This window comes from Nocardiopsis sp. LDBS0036 (genome assembly GCF_041228755.1).
Classification (GTDB): domain Bacteria; phylum Actinomycetota; class Actinomycetes; order Streptosporangiales; family Streptosporangiaceae; genus Nocardiopsis; species Nocardiopsis dassonvillei.
In genome coordinates, this window is the sequence record NZ_CP141103.1 from 3092115 (window position 1) to 3113395 (window position 21281).

The window sequence follows — 21281 nt, forward strand, 5'->3', positions numbered from 1 at the left end:
CCGTAGGGCCCCTGTGGACCTTGAGGTCCCTGAGGCCCCTGCGGGCCTTGGGGAACCCGCCCGTGAACGCCCTGTGGACCTTGAGGGGCAGGAGGCCCCTGATGTGTCTGGAACCTCTGAGGAAGCGGAGGCACCTGGGTGCTCTGGGAGGTGTGCGGCCCCTGAGCCCCCGGTGTGGGCTGAGGGCCTTGGGCGCCCTGCGCTGCCTGAGGGCCCTGGCCTGCCTGAGGGCCCTGCTGCCCCGGAGGCGACGGCGGGCCCTGAGGACCTGCGCCCTGCGGGTCTCCGGCTCCGTGGGGATGCGGCCCGCCCCGGGGCGTGTACGCCCCCGGCGGCCTCCAGGGCGGTGGCGAACTGTCGGGATTCACGTACGTTCTCCTCGTTGTCGGGGCTGGTGGCGGACGCCTCGGCTCCACGCTTCGCTGTCCTGACGCCGACTTACCAAACGTTTTGCAATGAATCGTCCCATTTTCTCCGCCACACTGTTCACCGGGGGGCACGATCCGGACGACGCGGAACCCGAACCAAGCTTCCCATTATCACCATGTAAGTGTAAAGAAAAGTACCAAGATGACGAATTGAACCTTTTGCCCGGTATGTGATTAGCGTATTTTCGACCAACCTTGGGACATCCGGCGCGCATAATAGGGAAATGCGCGTCCCCGGACCTACGATCGACAACATGACCTGCGTTTTGCTGGCCGAAGACGATGTCTCGATCTCCGAGCCTCTCGCGCGCGCGCTCCGGCGCGAGGGCTACACGGTGGACGTGACCGTCAACGGCGTTGAGACACTCGACCGTGCCCGTGCGGGAGACATAGACCTCATGGTCCTGGATCTCGGGCTGCCCGAAATGGACGGGCTAGAGGTGGCGCGTCGGCTCCGGGCCGAGGGTCACGGAACGCCCATCCTCATCCTGACCGCCCGCGCCGACGAGGTGGACACCGTCGTCGGCCTCGACGCGGGCGCCGACGACTACGTCACCAAGCCCTTCCGGCTCGCCGAACTCCTGGCGCGCGTGCGCGCCCTGCTGCGCCGGGGCGGCGCCGAGGTGCCCGTCGTGCACGGCGTGCGCATCGACAACGACTCCCGCAGGGCCTGGCTGGGCGAACGCGAGCTCCAGCTCACCACCAAGGAGTTCGACCTGCTGCGCGTGCTCGTCCGCGACGCGGGCAAGGTGGTCACCCGCGAGCAGATCATGCGCGAGGTGTGGGACACCAACTGGTGGGGTTCGACCAAGACCCTGGACATGCACATCTCCTGGCTGCGCCGCAAGCTGGGGGACGACGCCAACCAGCCGTCGTACATCACGACCGTCCGGGGTGTGGGCTTCCGGTTCGAGCGAGACTGACGCGACCTTCCGGGGCGCCCCGCGCCGGTCGGTCGCCTCCGGGTCGCACGGACATGAGGTGACATGCGCAGGCGGATGGTTTTCTCCACCCTGGTGGTGACCGTCATCGCCGTCATGCTGCTCGGGCTGCCCCTGGGCGCGCTCACGTACAAGCTGGTGTACGACGAGAGCACCCGCCAGCTCCAGGGCGAGGCGGAGCTGATCGGCGCCGAGAGCGACACCATGCTGGAGCTGCACGGCCAACTCGACCTGGGCGAGTTCGACCGCGACCATCCCCACCGCTTCATCCGGATCACCCCGGCGGAGGAGCCCACCTCGGTGACCGCGGGCGATCCCGCGCTCGATCCCGAGGCGCCCGACTCCCCGAGCATGCTCAAGGCGACCGCGACCACCGGCCGGGGCACGCGCGTCGAGGTGTGGATGAGCGCCGAGAGCGTGCAGCAGAGCGTGGTCCGCGCCTGGATGGGGATCGCGTCGCTGTCCCTGCTGGCCATCGGCGTCGCCGTGGGCCTGTCGATGTTCCAGGCCCGCAGGCTGACCCTGCCCCTGCTCGACCTGGCGGCCACCGCGGAGCGCCTGGGCTCGGGCGTGACCACGCCGTGGGGCCACCGGTACGGGATACCGGAGGCCGACCGGGTGGCGGAGGTCCTGGACCGCAGCGCCGAGCGCATCGCCGGGCTGATCGCCACCGAGCGCCACTTCGCGACCGACGCCTCGCACCAGCTGCGCACGCCGCTGACCGCGCTGACGATGCGCCTGGAGGAGATCCTGGCCGAGGCGGACAACCCCGAGGTGGTCCGCGAGGAGGGCGAGGCCGCCCTGGCCCAGACCGAGCGCCTGGTGGAGACCGTGGAGAGCCTGCTGGGACGGGCCCGCAAGAGCCAGAACCCCGAGGTGGAGGCGGTGGAGATCGACCCCGTCCTGCACCACCTCCAAGAGGAGTGGCAGCCGGTCTTCCAGTCCGCGCAGCGCAGGCTGCTGGTCACCGGCGACCCGGGGCTGACCGCGATGACCGTCTCCGCCGACCTGGCGCAGATCGTCGCGACCCTGGTGGAGAACGCCTACAAGCACGGCGCGGGGACGGTCACCATCCGGCGGCTGGACACCGGGCAGTCGGTGCGCATCGAGGTGAGCGACGAAGGCGAGGGCGTGCCCGAGCACCTGTCGGGCCGGATCTTCGAGCGCGAGGTGAGCGGCGGGGGCGGGACCGGGCTGGGCCTGGCCCTGGCACGGCACATCGCCGAGTCCGAGGGGGCCCGGATCGAGCTGGTGCAGACCAAGCCGACGACCTTCGCGCTGTTCCTGCCCGCGGGCGCGGGGGGCCTGTCCAAGATGACGGGCCCGGTGTAGGCGCCCCCGGGAGGCGCGTCGCGGGCCTTTCGGGGAGCGGCCCCGCTCCCCGGAAGGCCCGCGGCCCCTCAGGGAACGGGTTCACCGGCGCGGGCCCCGGGCTCCGGCCGACGCCTCGCCCGGGCCCGCGCCGTGCCTCAGGCGCCTGCTGTGGCGGCGGAGTGCTCCGCCTGGGGCGCCCTGCCGCGGACCACCAGGTCGCTCCACAGCGACCGCACCCGGGACAGGCCGTAGGCGGTGGTGACCTCCTCGCGTGCGCGCGCGGCCTCCGAGGAGAACCGCCCCTCGCTGACGGTCGCGTGGATGGCCTCGGCCATCGCCACGGCGTCGTCGTGGATCCAGTGCGGGTCGTAGATGGTGTCCGCGCCCGGCCACGGCAGCAGGGCGGGCACACCGCCCGAGGCGGCGCACTCGGCGGGCGCCAGGTGGAAGGACTCGTCGTCGCTGGTGGAGAGCATGAACCCCACCCGCCGCAGCCAGGTGGCCACGTCCGGCCCGAAGGGGTCGAACACCACCCCGGAGGCGAGGCGCTCGTCGCGCTGGATCCGCCGGTAGACGCGCTCGAAGTAGGCGCGCTCCTCCGGCCGGTTCCAGATCCACCAGTACTCCCACGGCTGCTTGGTCTTGACCGACAGCGTGTACCGCGGGTCCATGCGCCGCAGCTCGGCGATGACGTCCAGGCCCCGGTCCAGCCGCTTGCGCGAGGGCGCGATGCCGACCATGCCCAGGGAGTACTCGGCCCCGGGGAGCTTGGGGCGGCCGAGCTGCTCGTCGTCCACCCAGTTGGGGACCACGACCACCTTCCCGGCGGGCCACCCGGTGATCTCGCGGGTCAGGTCGGCGTAGTGGGGGCTCACGCACACCACCGCGTCGACCTTGTCGATGTCGAGCTTGCGGGGCCACTCCGCGTAGAGCTCGAAGCGGTGCAGCCGCACGATGAGCCGCTGGTCGGGGCGCTTCCACTTGGAGTAGAACAGCGCGTTGGGCCCGCACCACTCGCAGATCACCACGTCGGCCCAGGCGGCCAGCTCCCGGGAGCGGTACTGGTCGTGGGTGCTCAGCCCCTCCCACTCGTCCATGCGCACGTCGAGACCGGGCAGCGAGTCCAGGTACTCGGCCAGGCGGGTGAAGAACTTCATGTCGTGCCCGGCGATGACCACCTTGAGCGGCCGCTCGGGGTCGGCGCCCTCGGGGGTGGGCGGCAGGGCGTCGGCGAGGTAGCCGCGCAGCCGCTCGGCGGCCCGCTCCAGCGTGTGGTCGGCCGCGGCGTCGCGGCAGCGCGCGGCGGCGTCCGCGTAGACCGCGCGGTCGCCGTGGGCGCGGGCCACCACGTCGGCGACCGAGGCGACGTCGGTCCCGGCGAAGAGCGGGTAGTCCGCGCCCAGCATGGCCTCGTGCATGGGCGTGCGGTTGAGCACCACCGGCAGTCCGAGCGCGCCCAGCTCCAGCACCTTGGTGGACAGCTCCAGGCTGGCGTCCATGGACGGGTCGCGCCAGGACAGCCCGAAGCCGCACTCGGCGGCCTGGCGGAGCGCCTCGGCGCGCGACATCCCGCCGCGCCAGTCCACGTTCGGGGTGCCCTCCAGGGCCCTGCGCATGTTCTTGGCCCAGTCGGCGGGTTCGGCGTGGATCTTGTCGCCGATCATCACGAGTTCGGCGTCCACCCCGCGCCGCGCCAGCTCGGCGGGCAGCTCGGTCATCTCCAGGGTGTTCCAGCGGGGCGCGAACTTGCCGGTGTAGGCCAGGCGGGCGCGGCCGCCGGCCCCGCCGTCGGCGCGCACGTCCTCGGGGACGACCACCACGGGCGGGAACAGGACCGACCGGCCGCAGGCGGCGGGCACCGTCGACTCCAGGAAGGCGCGCAGCTCCTCGGTCTGGCAGAGCAGGAACCGCGAGGCCAGCGCGATCTCGGTGAGTTCGGCGGTGGCGGTCGCGGACAGCTCGCCCACGCTGTGCGGGAAGTCGGTCAGGTAGGTCCACAGGCGGCCCGCCAGCGCCTCCTCCTGCGCGGCCAGCCCGGCCAGGCGGCGCCCGCGCACGACGACGAGGTCGAAGGGCTTGCGCTCGTGGTGCCTGGTCATCAGGGTGACGGCCTGCTCCGGGGTGAGCCCCCTCGGCCCCAGGTCGGGCAGCGCCTTGTCCTCGTAGGGCCGCAGCAGCCGGACCCCGGGCACCCTGGTGAGGGGCTCGGTGAGCCGGTCGGTGCGCACGGGCGCCTTCAGCAGCAGGGTCACCTCGCATCCGGCGGCGGCCAGGGCCTGCGCCATCGACTGCGCCCAGATCGCGGAACCGTCGATGATGTTGAGGTCCACGTCCCCGTACAGGAGTGCGCGCGGAGGCGGTGTGCTCACGTTCTTCCCTTCGGATGCTTTCTCGTTGCCCGTACGGCTCATCCGACGGCGCCGGTCGAGGCGTCGGCCGCGTCGGACACGGGGTCCTCCGCGTCGTCGCCCGTCCCGTGGTCGGGGCCCAGGGCCAGGAGCCGGGTGCCGCGGCGGTTCCACTCCGCCGGGTCCCAGCCGCGCCTCAGCAGCGTGGTGCGGACCAGTTCCGGCACGACCGCGCTGACGAAGACGTACTGACGGTCCGCGGTGCCTGGACGGTCGAGGAGACCGTGCGCGCCCGGCTCGGCGGCCGACGCGTCGACGGTACCGACCGCGTCGGCGTCCGTGCACTCCACCGCGCAGACCAGGTCGGCCAGGCGCCTGCGGCCGACCGGAGCGGTCCACAGGTGCGACCACGGCGCGGTGGCGCGCTCGGCCAGGGTGGCCCAGGGCTCCCCGGCGCGGCCTCCGGGCTCGTCGCGGGTGAGTTCCTCGGGGGTGTCCGGGGCGTTGAAGCGTACCGTGCGCACGGTGACGCCCTCGGCGCGCAGCCGCTGGATCCCGGGCAGGCGGGAGGCCGTGCCGGGCACGACCACCTCGGCGGGCCTGAGCGCGGAGGCCAGCAGGTCGTCGGCGAGCCGGTCGGCGTCCGCCTCCCCCGCGGGGTCGGCCAGGACAGCTACGGACCGGCCGCGCAGCGGCAGTTCACGGCCGGGCGTGCCGGGCGGGAAGTCCAGGCCGTCCAGGATCTCGGCGAGGCGCACCGGGGTGGCCTCGCGCAGGAAGACCTGGCGGAGCATGCCGCGCTGCTCGGCCGCGGTGGGCTCCTCGGCGCGCATGCGCGGCACCGTGACGGCCAGGCCCTCCCCCGCGGTCACCGCGCGGGTGCCGCAGGCCCAGGCGCGGCTGTGCAGCCGGGGCTCCTCGGCGGTCAGGGGCGCGACGACGGCGACCTTGGCGGCGCGCAGGGCGTCGGCGAGGCCGCGGGAGTCGGCCTCCACCACGCCCGCGTCCAGCCCGGCGAGGACGCCGGGGACGGGCTCCTCGCGGTGGACGCGCACGAAGACCGTCTCGGGCCCGGGCGTCAGGTCGGCGGCCACGGGGTTGAACAGGTGCAGGGGGACCCCGGCGTCGCCCCGGTGGACCCTGTCGAAGCCCAGCTCGCGCAGGGCGGGCGGCGAGGGGACGTCGTCGAGCAGGACCGTGGGGATGCCGCGGGAGGCGGCGGACTCCAGCACCCAGTGCAGGGCGCGGGTGCGGTCGGCGGCCGCGGGGTCGCCCACGTGCGCCCACGGCGACCCGGGGGCGGCGGCCGAGGCCGAGACCAGGACCAGGTCCACGTCGACGCCGTCCATGACGATCTGGGCGTCGTGCGGGCGCAGCGGCACCGGGCGCACGTAGGGGTCGATCGCCTCCGCGATGGAGGGGCCGACGACCGTGGCGACGACCAGCAGGTCCTCGCTGCCGCCGCTCAGGCCGGTGAGCAGGCGCGACTCCTGGCGCTCGGCGTCGAAGGAGCGGACCGGCTCGGCGCCGCCGCGGCGGCGGCGCTCGGTGTGCCGGGTGTTGCCGCTACTGCGCCAGAGGCGGTAGAGGTCACGGGGAAGTTTGACCAGGGATTTGCCTGGGCGCTTGGCGGCGGCCGTGAGCGCCTTGCCCACCTGGAGCGAGGTGGAGCCCTCCAGGGCGGCGAGCCGGCTGCGCGCCTCCTGGAGCTGGGCCTCGCGCTCGGCCAGCGCCTGCCGGAGCTGTTCGGTCTGGCTCTGTTCACGCCGTTTCACGGTCTGCCACCTTGTGTTCGGTTCGGTTCGGCGAAACCACCGCGCCGTGCGTCGGGTCCGACTGCGACGTGCGGTGCACCCTGCGAGTGCCCGGCCGGGTGCGGATGCCCATGGCCAGGCGTGTCGCGGGCCCGGCGGGGCCCCTGGGGTGCGGGACGGTTGGAGGGACGTGTGCCATGGTGGATCACCTGGACCGCTGCGGGGGAATAGGGGCCGCTCTTCGGCGCGCCCCGCGTGCCTGGACCGGGACCGCGCCCCGTACGGCGCGTTCCCGCGCGCTGGCGTTCCTGGGTGCGGGAACGGGTGCGCGGTGTTCGTGTGTCATGGGGTTCACCTCGACCACTGGGTGAGCACGGAGGCGATGCGCTCCCCCGCGCGGCCGTCCCACAGGGGCGGGGTGTCGCCGATCCGCTCCGGGCTCCGCCCGTGCAGGACCTTGGTGACGGCCTGGAGGAGGTCGGCCTCCGTGACGAGCTGGTTGGTGCCGTGGGTGATGGTGACGGGGCGCTCGGTGTTGGGGCGCAGGGTCAGGCAGGGGACCCCGAGGATCGTGGTCTCCTCCTGGACGCCGCCGGAGTCGGTGACCACGGCGGCGGCGCCGCGGGTGAGCGCGACGAAGTCGAGGTAGCCCAGGGGTTCGAGGAGCCGCACGCGCGGGTGGTCGCCGAGCCCGGCCCGGTCGAAGGCGGCCTTGCCGCGCGGGTGCACGGGCATGACCACGTCGGCGAGGTCGGCGATCTCGTGCAGGCGCGCGGCGAGGCGGGCGACGGTGTCGGGGTCGTCCACGTTCGCGGGCCGGTGCAGGGTGGCGGCGACGTAGCGCTCGGGCAGGTCCAGGCGCTCGCGCAGGGCGTCGGCGTCGAAGCGGTCGAGGTTGCCCAGGAGGGTGTCGATCATGGGGTTGCCGACCAGGTGGACGCGGGAGGGCGGGACGCCCTCGGCGGCCAGGTGGCCGACGGCCTCCGGGCTGGTGGCGAAGCACACGTCGCTGAGCTGGTCGGTGACGCGGCGGTTGATCTCCTCGGGCATGGTGTTGTCGAAGGAGCGCAGCCCCGCCTCCACGTGGGCGACGGGGACGTGCAGCTTGGCGGCGACCAGGGCCGCGGCCACGGTGGAGTTGACGTCGCCGTAGACGACCACCATGCCGGGCCTGCGCTCGGTGAACTCCTTCTCCAGGCCCACCATGAGCGCGGCGGTCTGGGCGGCGTGGGAGCCCGAGCCGACGCCGAGGTCGACGTCGGGGGTGGGCAGGCCCAGGTCGCGGAAGAACACCGCGGACATGCGGTCGTCGTAGTGCTGGCCGGTGTGCACGACCGCCTGGTGCGCGCCGCGTCCGCGCAGGGCGGAGACCACGGGCGCTGCCTTGACGAAGTTGGGGCGCGCGCCGACGACGTGCACGATCCCGGTGTCCTGGCTCCCCAGGGGGGCACTCGTTGCCACGGCTCTCACGTTTCCTTCTGTTGGGGTGGTGTTCCCGCCGTGACCGGCGGGACTGGTGTGGTCCGGCGGCGTTCCTTGCCCGAGCCGTCCCGTCCGTGTCGCCGTGGTGTCACCGTACGGTCACGTCCGCGTGGTTGTGTGACTGACCGTGCATGACACCCAAGCTTCCGAAACCCAGGTTCCGCGTCCGCGCGCCCGCTGGCCGCGAGCGGCGACGTTCACCCTCTCGTTGGCCTGGCGACACCTGCGGGCCGAACCGGCCCGGCTGCCGCTGCTGGCGCTGCGGCTGACGCCCGGTCCGCCCCGGCGCGCGGTGCGCGCCCTGGCCTCCCGGGCGGGCGGCCGGGCCCGCGCCTACGCCCTGTGGGACCAGGGCCGGCGCGCGGACGCCCGCGAGGCGGTGCTCGCCGCGGCGAGCGGTGCCTCCCCCCGCCGGGTGGGCCGCCTGGTGGCGTCCTGCCTGGCGGCGGGAGACGCGGCCACCGCCCGGGAGCTGGTCGAACAGCTTCCGGAGGGCGCTCTTCGGGAGGCCGCGGAGCATCGGACGGCCCTGGCCACGGGACGCGCTGTCGCCGCGCCCCCGTCCACGTCGCCTGACCGTCACGCCATCACGTTAACCCGCGATCCACGAACGCCGCCCGACGCCACGGTGAACGCTCGGCGACCGGAGGCGTCGGAGGGTGAACGGTGGCGTGTGGCCGGGGACCCGGCGTCACCCGGAGCGGGCCTGCGGGTGCTGCACCTGGTGACCAACGCGCTGCCGCACACCAACGCGGGCTACACCCAGCGCACCCACAAGATCGCGGTCGCCCAGCGCGAGGCCGGAATGGACGTGCACGTGGTCACCCGGGCGGGGTACCCCCTGGTCAAGGGGGTTCCCGACCCGCGCACGCTGGTGCGGGTGGACGGCATCCCCTACCACCGCCTCCTCCCCTGGACGGCGCCCGCCGACGCCGCCCAGGAGCTGGCCGCGGGGGTGCGGCTGGGGTCGGAGCTGGTGGAGGCGCTGCGGCCCGACGTGCTGCACGCCGCGAGCAACCACCACAACGCCCGCCTGGCCCTGGAGCTGGGCCGCAGGTTCGGCCTGCCGGTGGTGTACGAGGTGCGGGGCTTCCTGGAGGAGTCGTGGCTCTCGCGCGACCCCTCGCGCAGCGTGGACGACGCCTTCTACCGGGCCGAGCGCGCGAGCGAGACCGAGTGCATGCTGGCCGCCGACCTTGTGGTGACCCTGGGCGAGGCGATGCGCGCCGACATCGAGGCGCGCGGCGTGCCGCGCGAGCGCCTGCTGGTGGTGCCCAACGCGGTGGACGCCTCCTTCCTGGCCCCGCTGCCGCCGGGCGCGGGGGTGCGCGCCGAGCTGGGGATCGGCGGCGAGGACTTCGTGGTGGGCACCACCACCAGCTGCTTCGGCTACGAGGGCCTGGACACGCTGCTGGAGGCGGTGGCCCTGATGCGCGAACGCGGCGAGGCGGCGCACGCCCTGGTGGTGGGGGACGGCCCCGAGCTGCCCGCGCTGCGCTCCCTGGCCGACTCGCTGGGTCTGGAGGGGGCCGCGCACTTCACCGGCCGCGTCCCGGCCGCGCGGGTGCGCGACCACCACGCCGCGCTGGACGTGTTCGCGGTGCCCAGGCGCGACGAGAGGGTGTGCCGTCTGGTCACCCCGCTCAAACCCGTGGAGGCCATGGCGGGCGGGCTTCCGGTGGTGGCCAGTGATCTCCCCGCGTTGCGAGAGATCGTGGAACCGGGAGTGACAGGAGAGTTAATTCCGGCAGGCGAATCGGCGACCCTAGCCGATGTGCTGACAAAACTCGCTTACAGTCGTGAAAAGCGGATCTCCTACGGCAGTGCGGGTCGCGATCTCGTCGGCGACCGTACCTGGGCCGAGGCCGCATACCGCTACAACCAGGCGTATCGGGTTCAGATTCGCGAAATGACCGAACCAGGCCAGAACCCGTAAGCGTGGACAACACGTGCTTACACTCAGACGTCTAACGCACTGAGCAATGGCACTTCCCGCTATTTACGCCCGTTCACGAGATGAATGCGAGTGTGACCACGAAGTGGATGCCGCAGCCTCCAACCCAGCCCTTGTCTCCGAGCAGTCCGCCGGTGCGGTCAGCGACCTCGTCGTTCTCGGCCTCGGCTACGTCGGCCTGCCGCTGGCGGCCGAGGCCGTGTCCGCCGGCCTGAAGGTCACCGGTCTGGACGTGAGCGACCGCGTCGTCGACGGGCTCAACAACGCCGTCTCGCACGTGGACGACCTCTCCGCGGAGGACGTGCGCCGGATGCTGGACCGCGGTTTCACCGCGACCACCGACCCGGCCTGCCTGGCCGCCGCGCGCACCATCGTGATCTGCGTGCCCACGCCGCTGTCGGCCGAGGGCGGCCCCGACCTGGGCGCGGTGACGTCCGCGGCCGAGGCGATCGCCGCCCAGCTGCAGCCCGGCACCCTGGTCATCCTGGAGTCGACCACCTACCCCGGCACCACCGAGGAGGTGGTCCGCCCGCTGCTGGAGAAGTCCGGCCTGGTCGCGGGCGCCGACTTCCACCTGGCCTTCTCGCCCGAGCGCATCGACCCCGGCAACCCGACCTTCGGCGTGGCCAACACGCCCAAGGTGGTCGGCGGCCTGACGCAGGAGTGCGGCGAGGCGGCGGCGGAGTTCTACGGCGCCTTCGTGAACACGGTGGTGCGGGCGCGCGGCACCCGCGAGGCCGAGATGGCCAAGCTGCTGGAGAACACCTACCGCCACGTCAACATCGCCCTGGTCAACGAGATGGCCATCTTCTGCCAGGAGCTGGGCGTGGACCTGTGGGACTCCATCGCCGCGGCGGCCACCAAGCCGTTCGGCTTCCAGGCCTTCTACCCGGGCCCGGGCGTGGGCGGCCACTGCATCCCCATCGACCCGAACTACCTGTCGTACAAGGTCAAGACCCTCGGCTACCCGTTCCGGTTCGTGGAGCTGGCCCAGGAGATCAACGGCCGCATGCCCTCCTACGTCATCCAGCGGGCGCAGGAGCTGCTCAACGACTCCGGCCTGGCCCTGTCGCGCTCCAAGGTGCTGCTGCTGGGCGTCACCTACAAGGCCGACATCGCCGACCAGCGCGAGTCCCCGGCCCGGCCGGTCGCGCGCAAGCTGGCCGCCAAGGGCGCCACGCTGACCTACCACGACCCGCACGTGGAGTCCTGGCAGGTCGACGGCGTGGACGTGCCCAGGTCCACCGACCTGGACCGCGCCCTGGCCGAGGCCGACCTGACCATCCTGCTCACCGACCACGCCGAGTACCGGCCCAAGCGGCTGGAGGAGTACGCGCGGCTGCTCCTGGACACCCGGGGCGTGCTGCGCCGCCCCGACCCCGAGGACTCCGCGGTCCCCTCGCAGGTGCGGCGCCACGTCACACGGGAGGGCATCGAGGTCCTGTGAGCTGAGGGACCCGTCCCGACGGGCACGCCGATCCGCGAGCACACCGCGTTCATCGGCGTGCCTTTCGGCGTTCACCTTCCCCCGGCCGAAGGTTCACCCGCTGCACTCCGTGCGGCCACCGGGCTTTCCTCGGCGCGTCTTTCCCGCTGAATACCGTGACGAAGAGCTGATACCGCTCCGAGAGGAGCGGCCAGGCCGATCCGCCCGAGAGGGCCTCAGACGGCGACACAGGTAGGTGAGATCGATGCACGCGCTCGTGGCCACGGTGGTGCACCACCCGGAGGACGCACGGATCCTGCACCGGCAGATCCGCGCCCTGTTGGACGCCGGACACAGCGTGACCTATGTGGCGCCGTTCCGCGAGTGCGGGGTGACCCCCTGGTCGGAACTGCGCTCGGTGGACGTGCCGCGCTCCTCGGGGCGCGAGCGGCTCGCCTCGCTGCGCGCCGCCCGCGCGGTGCTCGCCGAGCAGGCGCCCCTGGCCGACCTGCTGCTCTTCCACGACCCCGAACTCCTGATGGCCCTGCCGTCCAGACGCCCGGTGACGGTGTGGGACGTGCACGAGGACACGGCGGCGGCCCTGCTCACCAAGGCGTGGGTGCCCCGGGCGCTGCGGCGTCCGCTGGGCACGGTGGTGCGCTCCTTCGAGCGGCACGCGGAGCGGCGGATGCGGCTGATGCTGGCCGAGGAGGGGTACCGCTCCCGGTTCCGCCTGGAGCACCCGGTGGTGCCCAACACCACCGAGGTGCCGGAGTTCCCGGCGCGCGAGCCGGGCGACGACCGGATCGTGTACCTGGGCCAGGTGTCCGAGGCGCGCGGCGCGCGCGAACTGGTGGAGCTGGGGCGCATGCTGCGCCCGCACGGCGTGCGCCTGGAGGTGATCGGCGGGGCCGACGCCGGGGTGCGGCCGCTGCTGCGCGAGGCCCAGCAGGAGGACGTCCTGCACTGGTACGGGTTCGTGCCCAACGACCGGGCGCTGCGGATCTGCGCGGGCGCCATGGCGGGGCTGAGCCTGCTGCACGACACGCCCAACTACCGGCACTCGATGCCGACCAAGGTCGTGGAGTACATGGCGCACGGCCTGCCGGTGGTGACCACGCCCAACCCGATGGCACAGGAGCTGGTGACCGGCCGTCCGGAGGGCCCGTCGGGCCTGGTGGTGCCGTTCGGGGACGTGTCGGCCGCGGCGGAGTCGGTGCTGCGGCTGCGCCGGGACGCGGAGCTGCGCCGGAACCTGGCGCGCACCGGGCACCGGATCGCGCGGACCTCCTTCCACTGGCCGGTCCAGGCGCGCCTGTTCGTCAAGCGCCTGGAGGCGTGGGCGGACGAGGCCTCCGGCGGGCCGCTGGCCGTCGTGCCGCCCCCGCGGAGTCGCCAGCGCACTCCCGTGCGTGACTGACCCCACTTCCAGTCCAAGAAATATCTTCCTCGTCAACAAGTGTTGTGGTCCACGTCGGAGCCGACTCCGCACGGCCCCCCGCCACACCACGAGCACGACCGAGGAAACACATGACTGACGCGCTGGTACTCGACAAGGCGGCCCAGGACCTGCTCTTCCGGGACGCCCGTACCGCGAACAGCTTCACCGACGAGCCGGTCACCGAGGAGCAGGTCCGCGCGATCCACGACCTGGTCAAGTACGGGCCGACCGCCATGAACAACCAGCCGCTGCGGGTCACCGTGGTGCGTTCGGCCGAGGCCCGCGAGCGCCTCGTGGCGCACATGGCGGGCAACAACGCCCCCAAGACCTCGACGGCGCCGCTCACCCTGATCCTGTCCGCGGACTCCGACTTCCACGAGCACTTCCCGAAGACCTTCCCCGTCGCGCCCGACGCCCGGGACAACTTCTCCGGGATGCCCGTCGAGGCCCGCGAGAGCATGGCCCTGCAGAACGCGTTCCTCCAGATCGGCTACCTGGTCCTGGGCGTGCGCGCCGCAGGTCTGGCGGCAGGGCCGATGACCGGCTTCGACGCCGAGGGCGTGCGCCGCGAGTTCTTCGGCGAGGACTCCACACTGCGGCCCCTGGTGGTCATGAACGTCGGCAGGCCGGGCCCGGACGCGTGGTTCGACCGCCTGCCGCGCCTGGAGTACGACGAGGCCTTCACCGAGATCTGATCCGCGGCCCCTGCGCCGGCCCCGGGAGGGCGGGCGACGGGGGCGGGGCACCGCGTCAGGGGCCGGGCACCGAGGGTGCCCGGCCCCTCGCGCGCGCGGACCCGGGCCGCCGCTACCCGTCCGCCCGCGGGGCGTCCCGCTCGGCTGCGAGGAAGACCAGCAGGCACACGTCGTCGTCGCAGTCCTGGTACTTGACCATGGCGTCCAGCAGGTCGTCGGCCGCCTTGTCCGGGCCGCCCCGCCAGTACGGCGGTCCCCCGAAGCCCTCCACCAGGCGCGCGATCCCGTCGTCGATGGACTCCCCGCGCCGCTCGATCAGGCCGTCGCTGTACAGCAGCAGCGCGGCGCCCGGGGGCAGTTCGACGGTGTGGTCGGTGTAGGACAGCTCCACCGGCAGGCCGAGCATGCCGCCGGACGGCAGGGGCACCGCCTCCGCCCTGCCCTCGCCGTCGCGCCACAGCGGCGGCGGGTGCCCGGCCCCGGCCATCACCACCTCGGGGTCCCCCGGCCGGAAGCGCACGATGACCGCGGTCGCGAACAGGTCCGGTTCGAGGTGGCCCAGCAGCCGGTGCAGGCGTTCCAGCAGCACGGCCGGGCTGCGCTCCTCCAGCGCGTACGCGCGCAGGGCCGTGCGCAGCTGGCCCATCATCACCGCCGCGTGGATGCCGTGCCCGGTGACGTCGCCGACCACGCCGATGAACTCGCCGTCGCCCCGCGAGAAGACGTCGTACCAGTCGCCGCCCACGTTCATCCCGCGCGTGGCGGGCAGGTAGCGGGCCGTCAGCTCCATCCCCGGGGTCTCGGGCAGCTCGGTGAGCATGGCGCGCTGGAGGGTGGCCGCCGTGTCGCGCTCGCGCTCGAAGCGGCGCGCGTTGTCCAGCGACGCCGCCGCCCGCCGCGCGAGTTCGACCAGCACGACCTCGTCGTCGGCGTCCAGGGGGTCGGTGCGGCGCAGCAGCAGCACCCCGAGCAGCCCCGAGCCCGTGAGCAGGGGGAGGGCCAGCTCTCCCTCCCCGGCCAGGGCGTCCGTCGGGCGTTGCCGGGCCGCGGCCAGGAGCACCGTGTCCGGCACGGCTGCCTCACGCGCGTCGGAGGCGCACAGGCCGCCGTCCTCGTCGGTGAGCCACGCCTCGACGGCGTCGGCGCGCTCGGGCACGAGCAGGTCCTGGAGGCGGGCGAAGATCTCCGACTGGTTCAGGGAGGTCATGAGCCTCGCGCTGGCCGTGGAGAGGAACGTGAGCCTGTTGCGGGCGGCCTCCGCCTGGTCCCGGGCCGCCCGCTCGGCCGCCAGGAGCCTGCGCTGTTCGTCGCTGGCCTCGGCGAGTTCGGCGTGCAGCGCGAGCACGCCCTGGTTGGTCTCCTCCAGCTCGCGCTGGTGCCACTCCAGCTCGCGTGCGCGCTCGGCCGCGACGGCGGCCACCCTCCCCGCGCGCTCGGAGGTGCGCAGCAGCTCCGCCGCCAGGAGTTCGGCGTCGGCCTCCTCCTGACCGCCGTCCGCCGCGGCCTCCGGGTCGAGGGGCTCGGGGAGGGGCAGGGCGGACTCCCAACAGTTCTCCCCCGCGCCGTCGCGGACGGTGGCGCGCAGCACGAGCCCGTCCTCGGACAGCTCCACCGCCAGCGCGGCCGGGCCGTCGGGTTCCGCCGCGCGCAGCGCCGACGAGGAGGCGCCGTCCAGGAACTCCAGTTCGGCCTCGTCCCCGCCTCGTGCGGCGCCGAGCACGCGTGCCATGGCCGCGCGTGCCCGCGCCGCGTCGACCGTGCCGCGGACCCGCAGGTCGAGCAGCGGTTGCGTCATCGTCCTCCCCCGTCAGGGCGTGCGGTGTGCGTGACCACGGCGACGCTGGTGTCGTCGCGCAGCGGACGGGCCGCGCTGCCCGAGTCCCGGAACACCGCTCCGGCCACGACCGCGGCGTCGTGGCCGCGCAGTGCCTCGACGCCCTCGGGTTTCCAGCGTCCCGGCACCCCGTCGCTGTGCAGGATGAGCATGTCGCCCGGGGACCACTCCCGCCGGGCCGGGACCGGCGTCCGCAGGGAGAAGGCCCCCACGATCCCGGGTTGGGAGAGCAGTGTCTCCCAGCGCCCGCCCCGGTACAGGCGCGCGCCGATGTTGCCGACCCCGCAGAAGGTGAGGCGGCCCCGGGACTCGTCGATCTCGACGATCGCCACGGCCGCCCCGCGCGTACGCCGCAGCGCCTCGTGCAGCCCGCGCAACAGCGTGTCGGGGGTCCCTCCCCGGCTCCCGGTCACGAAGCGCGAGGCCACGTCGGCGGCCTCCGAGGCGGCCTCACCGTGCCCGAGTCCGTCCGCGAGCATGACCGTGCGCAGGGCTCCGCCGCTGCGGAAGGCCAGGGCGTCCCCGGAGAGCTTGTAGCCGCCCAGGGGGACGTGTATCCCGCCCGTGGCCGCGCGGGCGCCGAACAGCGCGCGGTCGGCGGGCCGGGCGAACCGGGCCACCGCGACCGTCCCCCTCCCGGGAGCGCTCTGGACCTCGAAGAAGTCGGCGGCGCGCGCGCAGGCGCCGAGCCCCGCCCCCAGGGAGTCCTCGGAGGTGGAGAAGCCGTCCTCCATGGCGCGCGGGACGTCGGGGATCCCGGGGCCGTGGTCCAGGGCGAGGATCTGCAGGGCCCGGGCCGTTCCCCACGGCTCCCTGGCCTCCTCCGCAACGAAGCGCCCACCGCCGGCGTACCTGCACATGTTGGTCGCCAGTTCGGACGCGGCGAGGGCCGCGGCGTCCGCCGCGGCCCCGTCCAGACCGATGCCGAGCGCGGCCTTGCGGGCGGTCCGGGCCGCGTCGGACACGTGCGTGGCGTCGGTGACCGCCAGGTCCCAGACCCTGGTCATCGGGCTCCGCGCCCGTAGGGGTCGGCCCAGGAGGTGATGGTCACCCTGGTCCCTCCCTCGGGGAGGTTCTCGATCTCGAACTCCTGCACGAGGCGTTTGGAGCCGCTCAGGCCCATGCCCAGGCCGCCCGCGGTGGAGTAGCCGTCGGTCAGGGCCATGTCCACGTCGGGGATTCCCGGCCCGGAGTCGACGAAGGACACGCGCAGTCCCTGTCCCGCCTGGCCGTGGACGACGCGGATCTCGGTGGACCCGCCCCCGCCGTGCAGGAGTGTGTTGCGGGCCAGCTCGCTGGCCGCGGTCACGAGCTTGGTCTGCTGGACCAGGCCGAATCCGGTCTGCTGTGCCAGGGCGCGCACCTGTTGGCGGACCACGGTCAGGTCGGTGTCCCTGCGGATGGGCACGTGGATCGGTTCCGCGGAGGTCCGGCTCACGTCGCGCCCCGTTCCGGCCGATCCTTCCGTTCGATGGTGACCCCGAAGCTGGCCGCCGCCTCGGTGACCGTGCGGGCGGTGTCCATGCCCGGCAGGGTCAGGCCCAGTTCGACCAGGGTGATGGCCACCGCCGGGCGCATGCCGACCAGGACGGTCCTGGCCGCGAGGAGCCGGGAGGAGGCCGCCACCTCGGCGAGGACGCGTGCGAGGAAGGAGTCGACCATGTCGAGCGAGCTGATGTCGATGATGAGTCCGCGCGAACCGGTGTCGGCCACCGCGGCGGTCACGTCGTTCTGGAGATCGACCGCGGCCTCGTCGGGGAGTTCGCCCTGGATGCTCACGAGCAGCAACCCGCCGAGGTCGAGGACCGGGATGGTGGGAGGACTAGTCACGTACCTGTCCAATCAGCTCTCGGGGCCCTTGACGGACCGCACGTTGCGCTGACGGCGCTCCAGCGCCCACTCCAGCGCGTCGGCCAGACTGGCGCGGGTGGTGACCGGGCCCAGGTCGAGGCCGAGTTGGACGATGGTCTGGGCGATGGCGGGGCGGATACCGGAGATCACGCACTCCGCGCCCATGAGCCGCGCCGAGGCGACGGTCTTCATGAGGTGCTGCGCCACGAGCGAGTCCACCGTGGACACGCCGGTGATGTCCAGGATGGCGATGGTGGCCTTGTGCTCGACGATGGCCTCCAGGAGGTTCTCCATCACCACCTGGCTGCGCGCGCTGTCGAGCATGCCGATGAGCGGCACGGCGACGAGGCGGTCCCAGAGCTTGACGACCGGGGTCGCCATCTCCAGGAGCTGCTGGCGCTGGCGCTGGATGATCTCCTGGTTCTCCTGGAGCATGCTCTCCACGACCATAACCCGCAGGGTGGCGAACAGCGTGACGAGCTGGATGCGGACGTCGCACAGCTCGTCGGGCCCGGTCTCGGGGGCGTCCGCGACCAGCAGTTCCATCGCGGCCTCGCCCAGGACGCCGACCTCGCGGTCGACCTGGGCGATGGACAGCCCCGACCTGGTCCGCGAGGCGGTCATCGCGACGAGCTGATCGCGGACGGGGTGGAAGCCCGGGGCCTCCAGGTCGTCGACGCGTCCGCTGTCGGCGACCACCGCGAGGGAGTCGACGACCGCGTGGCAGGCCTCGACGGCCTCGTCCCGGGTGACGGTGAACACCGTCTGGAAGAGGGGCAGGTCGGCCCACCGCTGGGCGATCTGCTCCCTGCGGCGCCGGAGGAAGGCGGACACGATCCGCGCGCCCGACCCGGAGTGGTCGGATGCTCCGTCAGTCATACATCTCCTCGTGGTCCTGCGTGTCGCTGGAAGGGGGGTCCTGCGTTGTTTGCCGCGTGGCAATTGTCTACCAGACGCGGGCCGGGTGGAAACGGGGCGCGGCGCGCGCCGGAGGCGGCCGAGGCGCCTACTCCGGCTCGCTCCGGCCCCGCCAGTCCAGGCATACCACCAGCGCGTCGTCGACGGACTCGTGCTCACCGCGGTACTCGGCCAGGTGGCGCAGGACCTCCTGGGGGACGGAGGCGCTGGGCACCAGCCTGGTGGCCAGGATGGCCAGGGACAGTGCCCGGCTGCCGAAGGTCTCCTCCTCGGACGGCCCCTTGGCGTCGAACACGCCGTCGCTGACGAACACCAGCCGGTCGCCCGGCTCGACCCGGAAGCGCTCCGCGGTGTAGACGGTGTCCTCGGCCATGCCCATGGGCAGCTGGGCCTCGAAGGGCAGCTGCTCGACGCGGTCGCCGCGCAGGCGGTAGAGGAGGGGCGAGCCCGCGTCGACCGCCTGCACCTCGCCGGTGGCCAGGTCGAAGCCGAGCAGGAGGACGTCCAGGTAGCGCTCTCCCCGGTAGTGGGCGTAGACGGCCTTGTCGGCGAGGGCGACCTGGTCGGCCAGCGGGATCCCGCTGCGGCGGGCGTTGCGCAGGGCGTTGACCGCCAGGCTGGTCAGCAGCGAGGCATCGATGCCCTCGCCCATGCCGTTGGTGATGCCCAGGGTGAGCCGGTCCGGCGCGGCCGACCAGTCGAAGTTGTCGCCGCGTATGGAGTAGGCCGGCTCCAGCTGGGCGCCGATGCTGTACTCGGGGCACTCGAATCCCCGGCCCGGCAGCAGGTCCCACTGGACCTCGGCGGCCAGGGTGAGGCGGTCCCTGCGGCGCAGCGTCCGGTAGACGTCGGTGTCGCGCTCGGCGACGAGGATCTCGTGGCCCAGCAGGCTGGCGACCTGCTCCAGTTCGGCGAGCACCCCGGCGGAGTAGTCGGCCGCCTTCAGTTCGACGGTGAGCACGCCCAGGCGGTCGCCGCGGGCGCTCACCGGAAGGTGGACGGTGACGGCCTCGGAGCCGAAGCTGTCCTCGACGAAGGTCTCCTGAGCGCCGAAGACCCTGCCCACGACACTGTTGAAGACGGAGTACTCCCCCGCGCACTCCCCGGGCGGATCGGGGACGTGGCAGAGTACCTTGAGTCCGTAGTCAGCGAGGAAGAGTTCGGCGGACACCGCCGCGTAGTCCTCGGAGAGAGCCCCACGGAGGACCGCCATGAGCCCGTGCGGCTGGGCCTCGCGGAGGGACCGCGCTACGGTCTCGTATCTGTTCACTGGCTCGACCTGTTTTTTCTGTGCCGATTGGAGAAGTATCCCGCACACCGGCACGGGTACGGTCGGCGGGCGCGGAACGGGGCGTTCCGTTATGGTCGTAGAGGTACCCCATTTCCGATGCCGGATGGGTACAGCTCACAGACGCGACGTGTGAGAGTGGAAAGTGAGTCCTGAATCGCAGGAACCGACAGCCGAAGCAGCCCGTGCGGCCTCCACCGTCACCGAACTCATGGAAGTGCTCTGGGGGCGCGGCCGTGAGGTCGCCTCCTCACCGGTCTCCCCTCCGCAGCTCAAGGTCCTCTTCATCCTTGAGGAGGAGGACGGTGTGAACCTGCGTACGGTGACCGAGCGCCTGGGTTCCACTCCTCCGTCCGTGAGCAGGCTGTGCGACCGCCTCCAGGCGGTCGGCTTCGTGACCCGGACGCCGAGTCCGAACAGCCGTCGTGAGCTGAGGCTCTGGCTGAGCGAGAGCGGCCGGACCTTCCTGCGCGACCTGAGGGCCCGCAGGGAGGCTGAGCTCCACGAGGTCATCGCCCGCATGCCCCCGCGCAAGCGGGTGATGCTCATGGAAGGGCTCGTGTCCTTCCGCGAGGCGGCGAGCCGCTCCGAGGAACGCTCCGAGAGTTCCGACCAGCCGAACTTCCGCACGGCCTGAGCCACTGGTGCGGACCGGACGGTCGGCCCGGCGCCACGTCTGGGTGGAACCCCGGCGTCCCCGCCCTGCCCTGGGCAGCCGCCACCTCGGGGCGGGCTTCCCAACCGTAAACAATGCCGCCAGAGTCAACTATTGTCAAGCGGCAACAGTTTTCCGTCACCGCATCGAGGCCGCGGCCGCCGCCCTGCCCCCGCCGCGTCCCGCCCCGAGGAATCCGGGTCGAAAACGCCGAACCGCCGGTCCGTCGGAGCCCGCTCCCCTAGGCTTCACCTACGCTTGGGCCACAGCAGCTCAGGCGCCGACCCCTCTCCCCTCTGTGCGACCGGCTGGGACTGCGTATGGTTCGTCCACGACACCCGAACAAGGATCTGGAATCCGTGCTCCGGGCAGCCGAGGTCAGGCAGTGGAGGGTCGAGCGCAGGAGGAAGTACTACAAGATGTACTGCCCGTGCCCGGAGAAACACTTCAAGACCGTTAAGCTCACGCCCTCCGGGGCAAATTACCTCAAGGACCTGCTGGGGCAGCTGCGTCGGGCCACATGCTGGGAGGAGCGGAACCTGTGACCACACACCACCTCGTAGCCGACCTTTCCTTCGAAGCACGGAACGGCGCCGACAGTGACCGGGACTTCGACGACTTCGTCGACCGCTTCGTCGACGAGTTGGACAACCTCCAGGAGTGCGATCCCGGCATCGTCGACCCCGACGTGGTCGGAAGCCTGGCCAACCGCACGCTCTCGGTGACGATGGGTGTGGAGGCCGGAACCCTGGAGGACGCCTCACGCCTGTTCTCCGCCAACGTGCGCGCGGCACTGCACGCGGCCGAATGCGGAACGCCGACCTGGCCCCACTTCGTGCCGAAGGATCGCGCCCCCCAGGTGCGCCACCGCGACGCGGCCACCAGCTGAGCGAAAAGCCCCCTCGACCGGTGGGTCCGAGGAGTTCTGGAACTCCGGAGCCCGTCGGTCGAG

General features: G+C 72.7%; 18 protein-coding genes. 9 read left to right on the top strand and 9 right to left on the bottom strand.

Going from position 1 to position 21281, the window contains the following annotated elements; genetic code table 11:
- Positions 1-682 precede the first annotated feature (682 nt).
- Both UIS43_RS12910 and UIS43_RS12915 read left to right on the top strand, forming a co-directional pair.
- Complete coding sequence (locus UIS43_RS12910) at positions 683-1351, top strand: response regulator transcription factor (RefSeq protein ID WP_013154850.1); 669 nt, start codon at positions 683-685, stop codon at positions 1349-1351.
- A gap of 63 nt (positions 1352-1414) precedes the next feature.
- Entirely contained in the window at positions 1415-2701 is a 1287-nt protein-coding gene (locus UIS43_RS12915; RefSeq protein WP_013154851.1) for a HAMP domain-containing sensor histidine kinase, read from the top strand.
- A gap of 137 nt (positions 2702-2838) precedes the next feature.
- On the opposite strand, the gene UIS43_RS12920 is transcribed toward UIS43_RS12915, so the two are convergent.
- The 3 genes from UIS43_RS12920 to wecB all read right to left on the bottom strand — a co-directional run bounded on the left by UIS43_RS12920 (position 2839) and on the right by wecB (position 8246).
- On the bottom strand, positions 2839-5052 hold the full coding sequence (locus tag UIS43_RS12920; protein WP_232051702.1) for a glycosyltransferase: 2214 nt from the start codon (positions 5050-5052) through the stop codon (positions 2839-2841).
- A 38-nt stretch (positions 5053-5090) separates the two neighbouring features.
- A complete protein-coding gene (locus UIS43_RS12925; protein WP_013154853.1) occupies positions 5091-6806 on the bottom strand; it encodes a hypothetical protein in 1716 nt (571 codons plus the stop codon).
- A 330-nt stretch (positions 6807-7136) separates the two neighbouring features.
- Positions 7137-8246, bottom strand: coding sequence for a non-hydrolyzing UDP-N-acetylglucosamine 2-epimerase (gene wecB, locus UIS43_RS12930; RefSeq protein WP_041552863.1), 1110 nt, complete (start codon positions 8244-8246; stop codon positions 7137-7139).
- Positions 8247-8475: 229 nt separating this feature from the next.
- Between wecB and UIS43_RS12935 the strand changes: the two genes are divergently transcribed.
- From UIS43_RS12935 to UIS43_RS12950, 4 genes are all read left to right on the top strand, one after another.
- A complete protein-coding gene (locus UIS43_RS12935) occupies positions 8476-10203 on the top strand; it encodes a glycosyltransferase family 4 protein (protein ID WP_013154855.1) in 1728 nt (575 codons plus the stop codon).
- A 103-nt stretch (positions 10204-10306) separates the two neighbouring features.
- Positions 10307-11668 carry a nucleotide sugar dehydrogenase gene (locus UIS43_RS12940; RefSeq protein WP_013154856.1) on the top strand — a complete coding sequence of 454 codons (1362 nt, stop codon included), beginning with the start codon at positions 10307-10309 and terminating at the stop codon, positions 11666-11668.
- A 244-nt stretch (positions 11669-11912) separates the two neighbouring features.
- Complete coding sequence (locus UIS43_RS12945) at positions 11913-13067, top strand: glycosyltransferase (protein WP_013154857.1); 1155 nt, start codon at positions 11913-11915, stop codon at positions 13065-13067.
- A 110-nt stretch (positions 13068-13177) separates the two neighbouring features.
- A complete protein-coding gene (locus UIS43_RS12950) occupies positions 13178-13783 on the top strand; it encodes a malonic semialdehyde reductase (protein ID WP_013154858.1) in 606 nt (201 codons plus the stop codon).
- A gap of 112 nt (positions 13784-13895) precedes the next feature.
- Here UIS43_RS12950 and UIS43_RS12955 read toward each other — a convergent pair whose 3' ends face one another.
- The 6 genes from UIS43_RS12955 to UIS43_RS12980 form a co-directional block, all read right to left on the bottom strand.
- Positions 13896-15578 (bottom strand): PP2C family protein-serine/threonine phosphatase, encoded by a 1683-nt coding sequence (locus UIS43_RS12955; protein WP_013154859.1) that lies wholly within the window; start codon positions 15576-15578, stop codon positions 13896-13898.
- Positions 15575-16624, bottom strand: coding sequence for a SpoIIE family protein phosphatase (locus tag UIS43_RS12960; protein WP_013154860.1), 1050 nt, complete (start codon positions 16622-16624; stop codon positions 15575-15577). Before UIS43_RS12960 ends, UIS43_RS12955 begins: the two co-directional genes overlap by 4 nt.
- The gene (locus tag UIS43_RS12965) at positions 16621-17055 is read right to left on the bottom strand and encodes an anti-sigma regulatory factor (RefSeq protein ID WP_013154861.1); all 435 of its coding nucleotides are present in this window, start codon (positions 17053-17055) and stop codon (positions 16621-16623) included. Before UIS43_RS12965 ends, UIS43_RS12960 begins: the two co-directional genes overlap by 4 nt.
- Positions 17052-17447: an STAS domain-containing protein gene (locus UIS43_RS12970; protein WP_013154862.1), complete on the bottom strand. Its 396-nt coding sequence runs from the start codon at positions 17445-17447 to the stop codon at positions 17052-17054. The genes UIS43_RS12965 and UIS43_RS12970 overlap by 4 nt, the downstream gene beginning before the upstream one ends.
- A 12-nt stretch (positions 17448-17459) precedes the next feature.
- A complete protein-coding gene (locus UIS43_RS12975) occupies positions 17460-18347 on the bottom strand; it encodes an STAS domain-containing protein (RefSeq protein WP_071622705.1) in 888 nt (295 codons plus the stop codon).
- Between the two features lie 127 nt (positions 18348-18474).
- The gene (locus tag UIS43_RS12980) at positions 18475-19599 is read right to left on the bottom strand and encodes a PP2C family protein-serine/threonine phosphatase (RefSeq protein ID WP_117198182.1); all 1125 of its coding nucleotides are present in this window, start codon (positions 19597-19599) and stop codon (positions 18475-18477) included.
- Between the two features lie 286 nt (positions 19600-19885).
- On the opposite strand from UIS43_RS12980, the gene UIS43_RS12985 reads away from it, so the two are divergent.
- From UIS43_RS12985 to UIS43_RS12995, 3 genes are all read left to right on the top strand, one after another.
- The gene (locus UIS43_RS12985) at positions 19886-20311 is read left to right on the top strand and encodes a MarR family transcriptional regulator (protein ID WP_013154865.1); all 426 of its coding nucleotides are present in this window, start codon (positions 19886-19888) and stop codon (positions 20309-20311) included.
- 377 nt (positions 20312-20688) lie between these two features.
- Positions 20689-20874: a hypothetical protein gene (locus tag UIS43_RS12990; RefSeq protein WP_041552865.1), complete on the top strand. Its 186-nt coding sequence runs from the start codon at positions 20689-20691 to the stop codon at positions 20872-20874.
- Positions 20871-21218, top strand: a complete 348-nt coding sequence (locus UIS43_RS12995; protein ID WP_013154867.1) for a hypothetical protein — start codon at positions 20871-20873, stop codon at positions 21216-21218. The genes UIS43_RS12990 and UIS43_RS12995 overlap by 4 nt, the downstream gene beginning before the upstream one ends.
- The last annotated feature ends 63 nt before the right edge of the window (positions 21219-21281 follow it).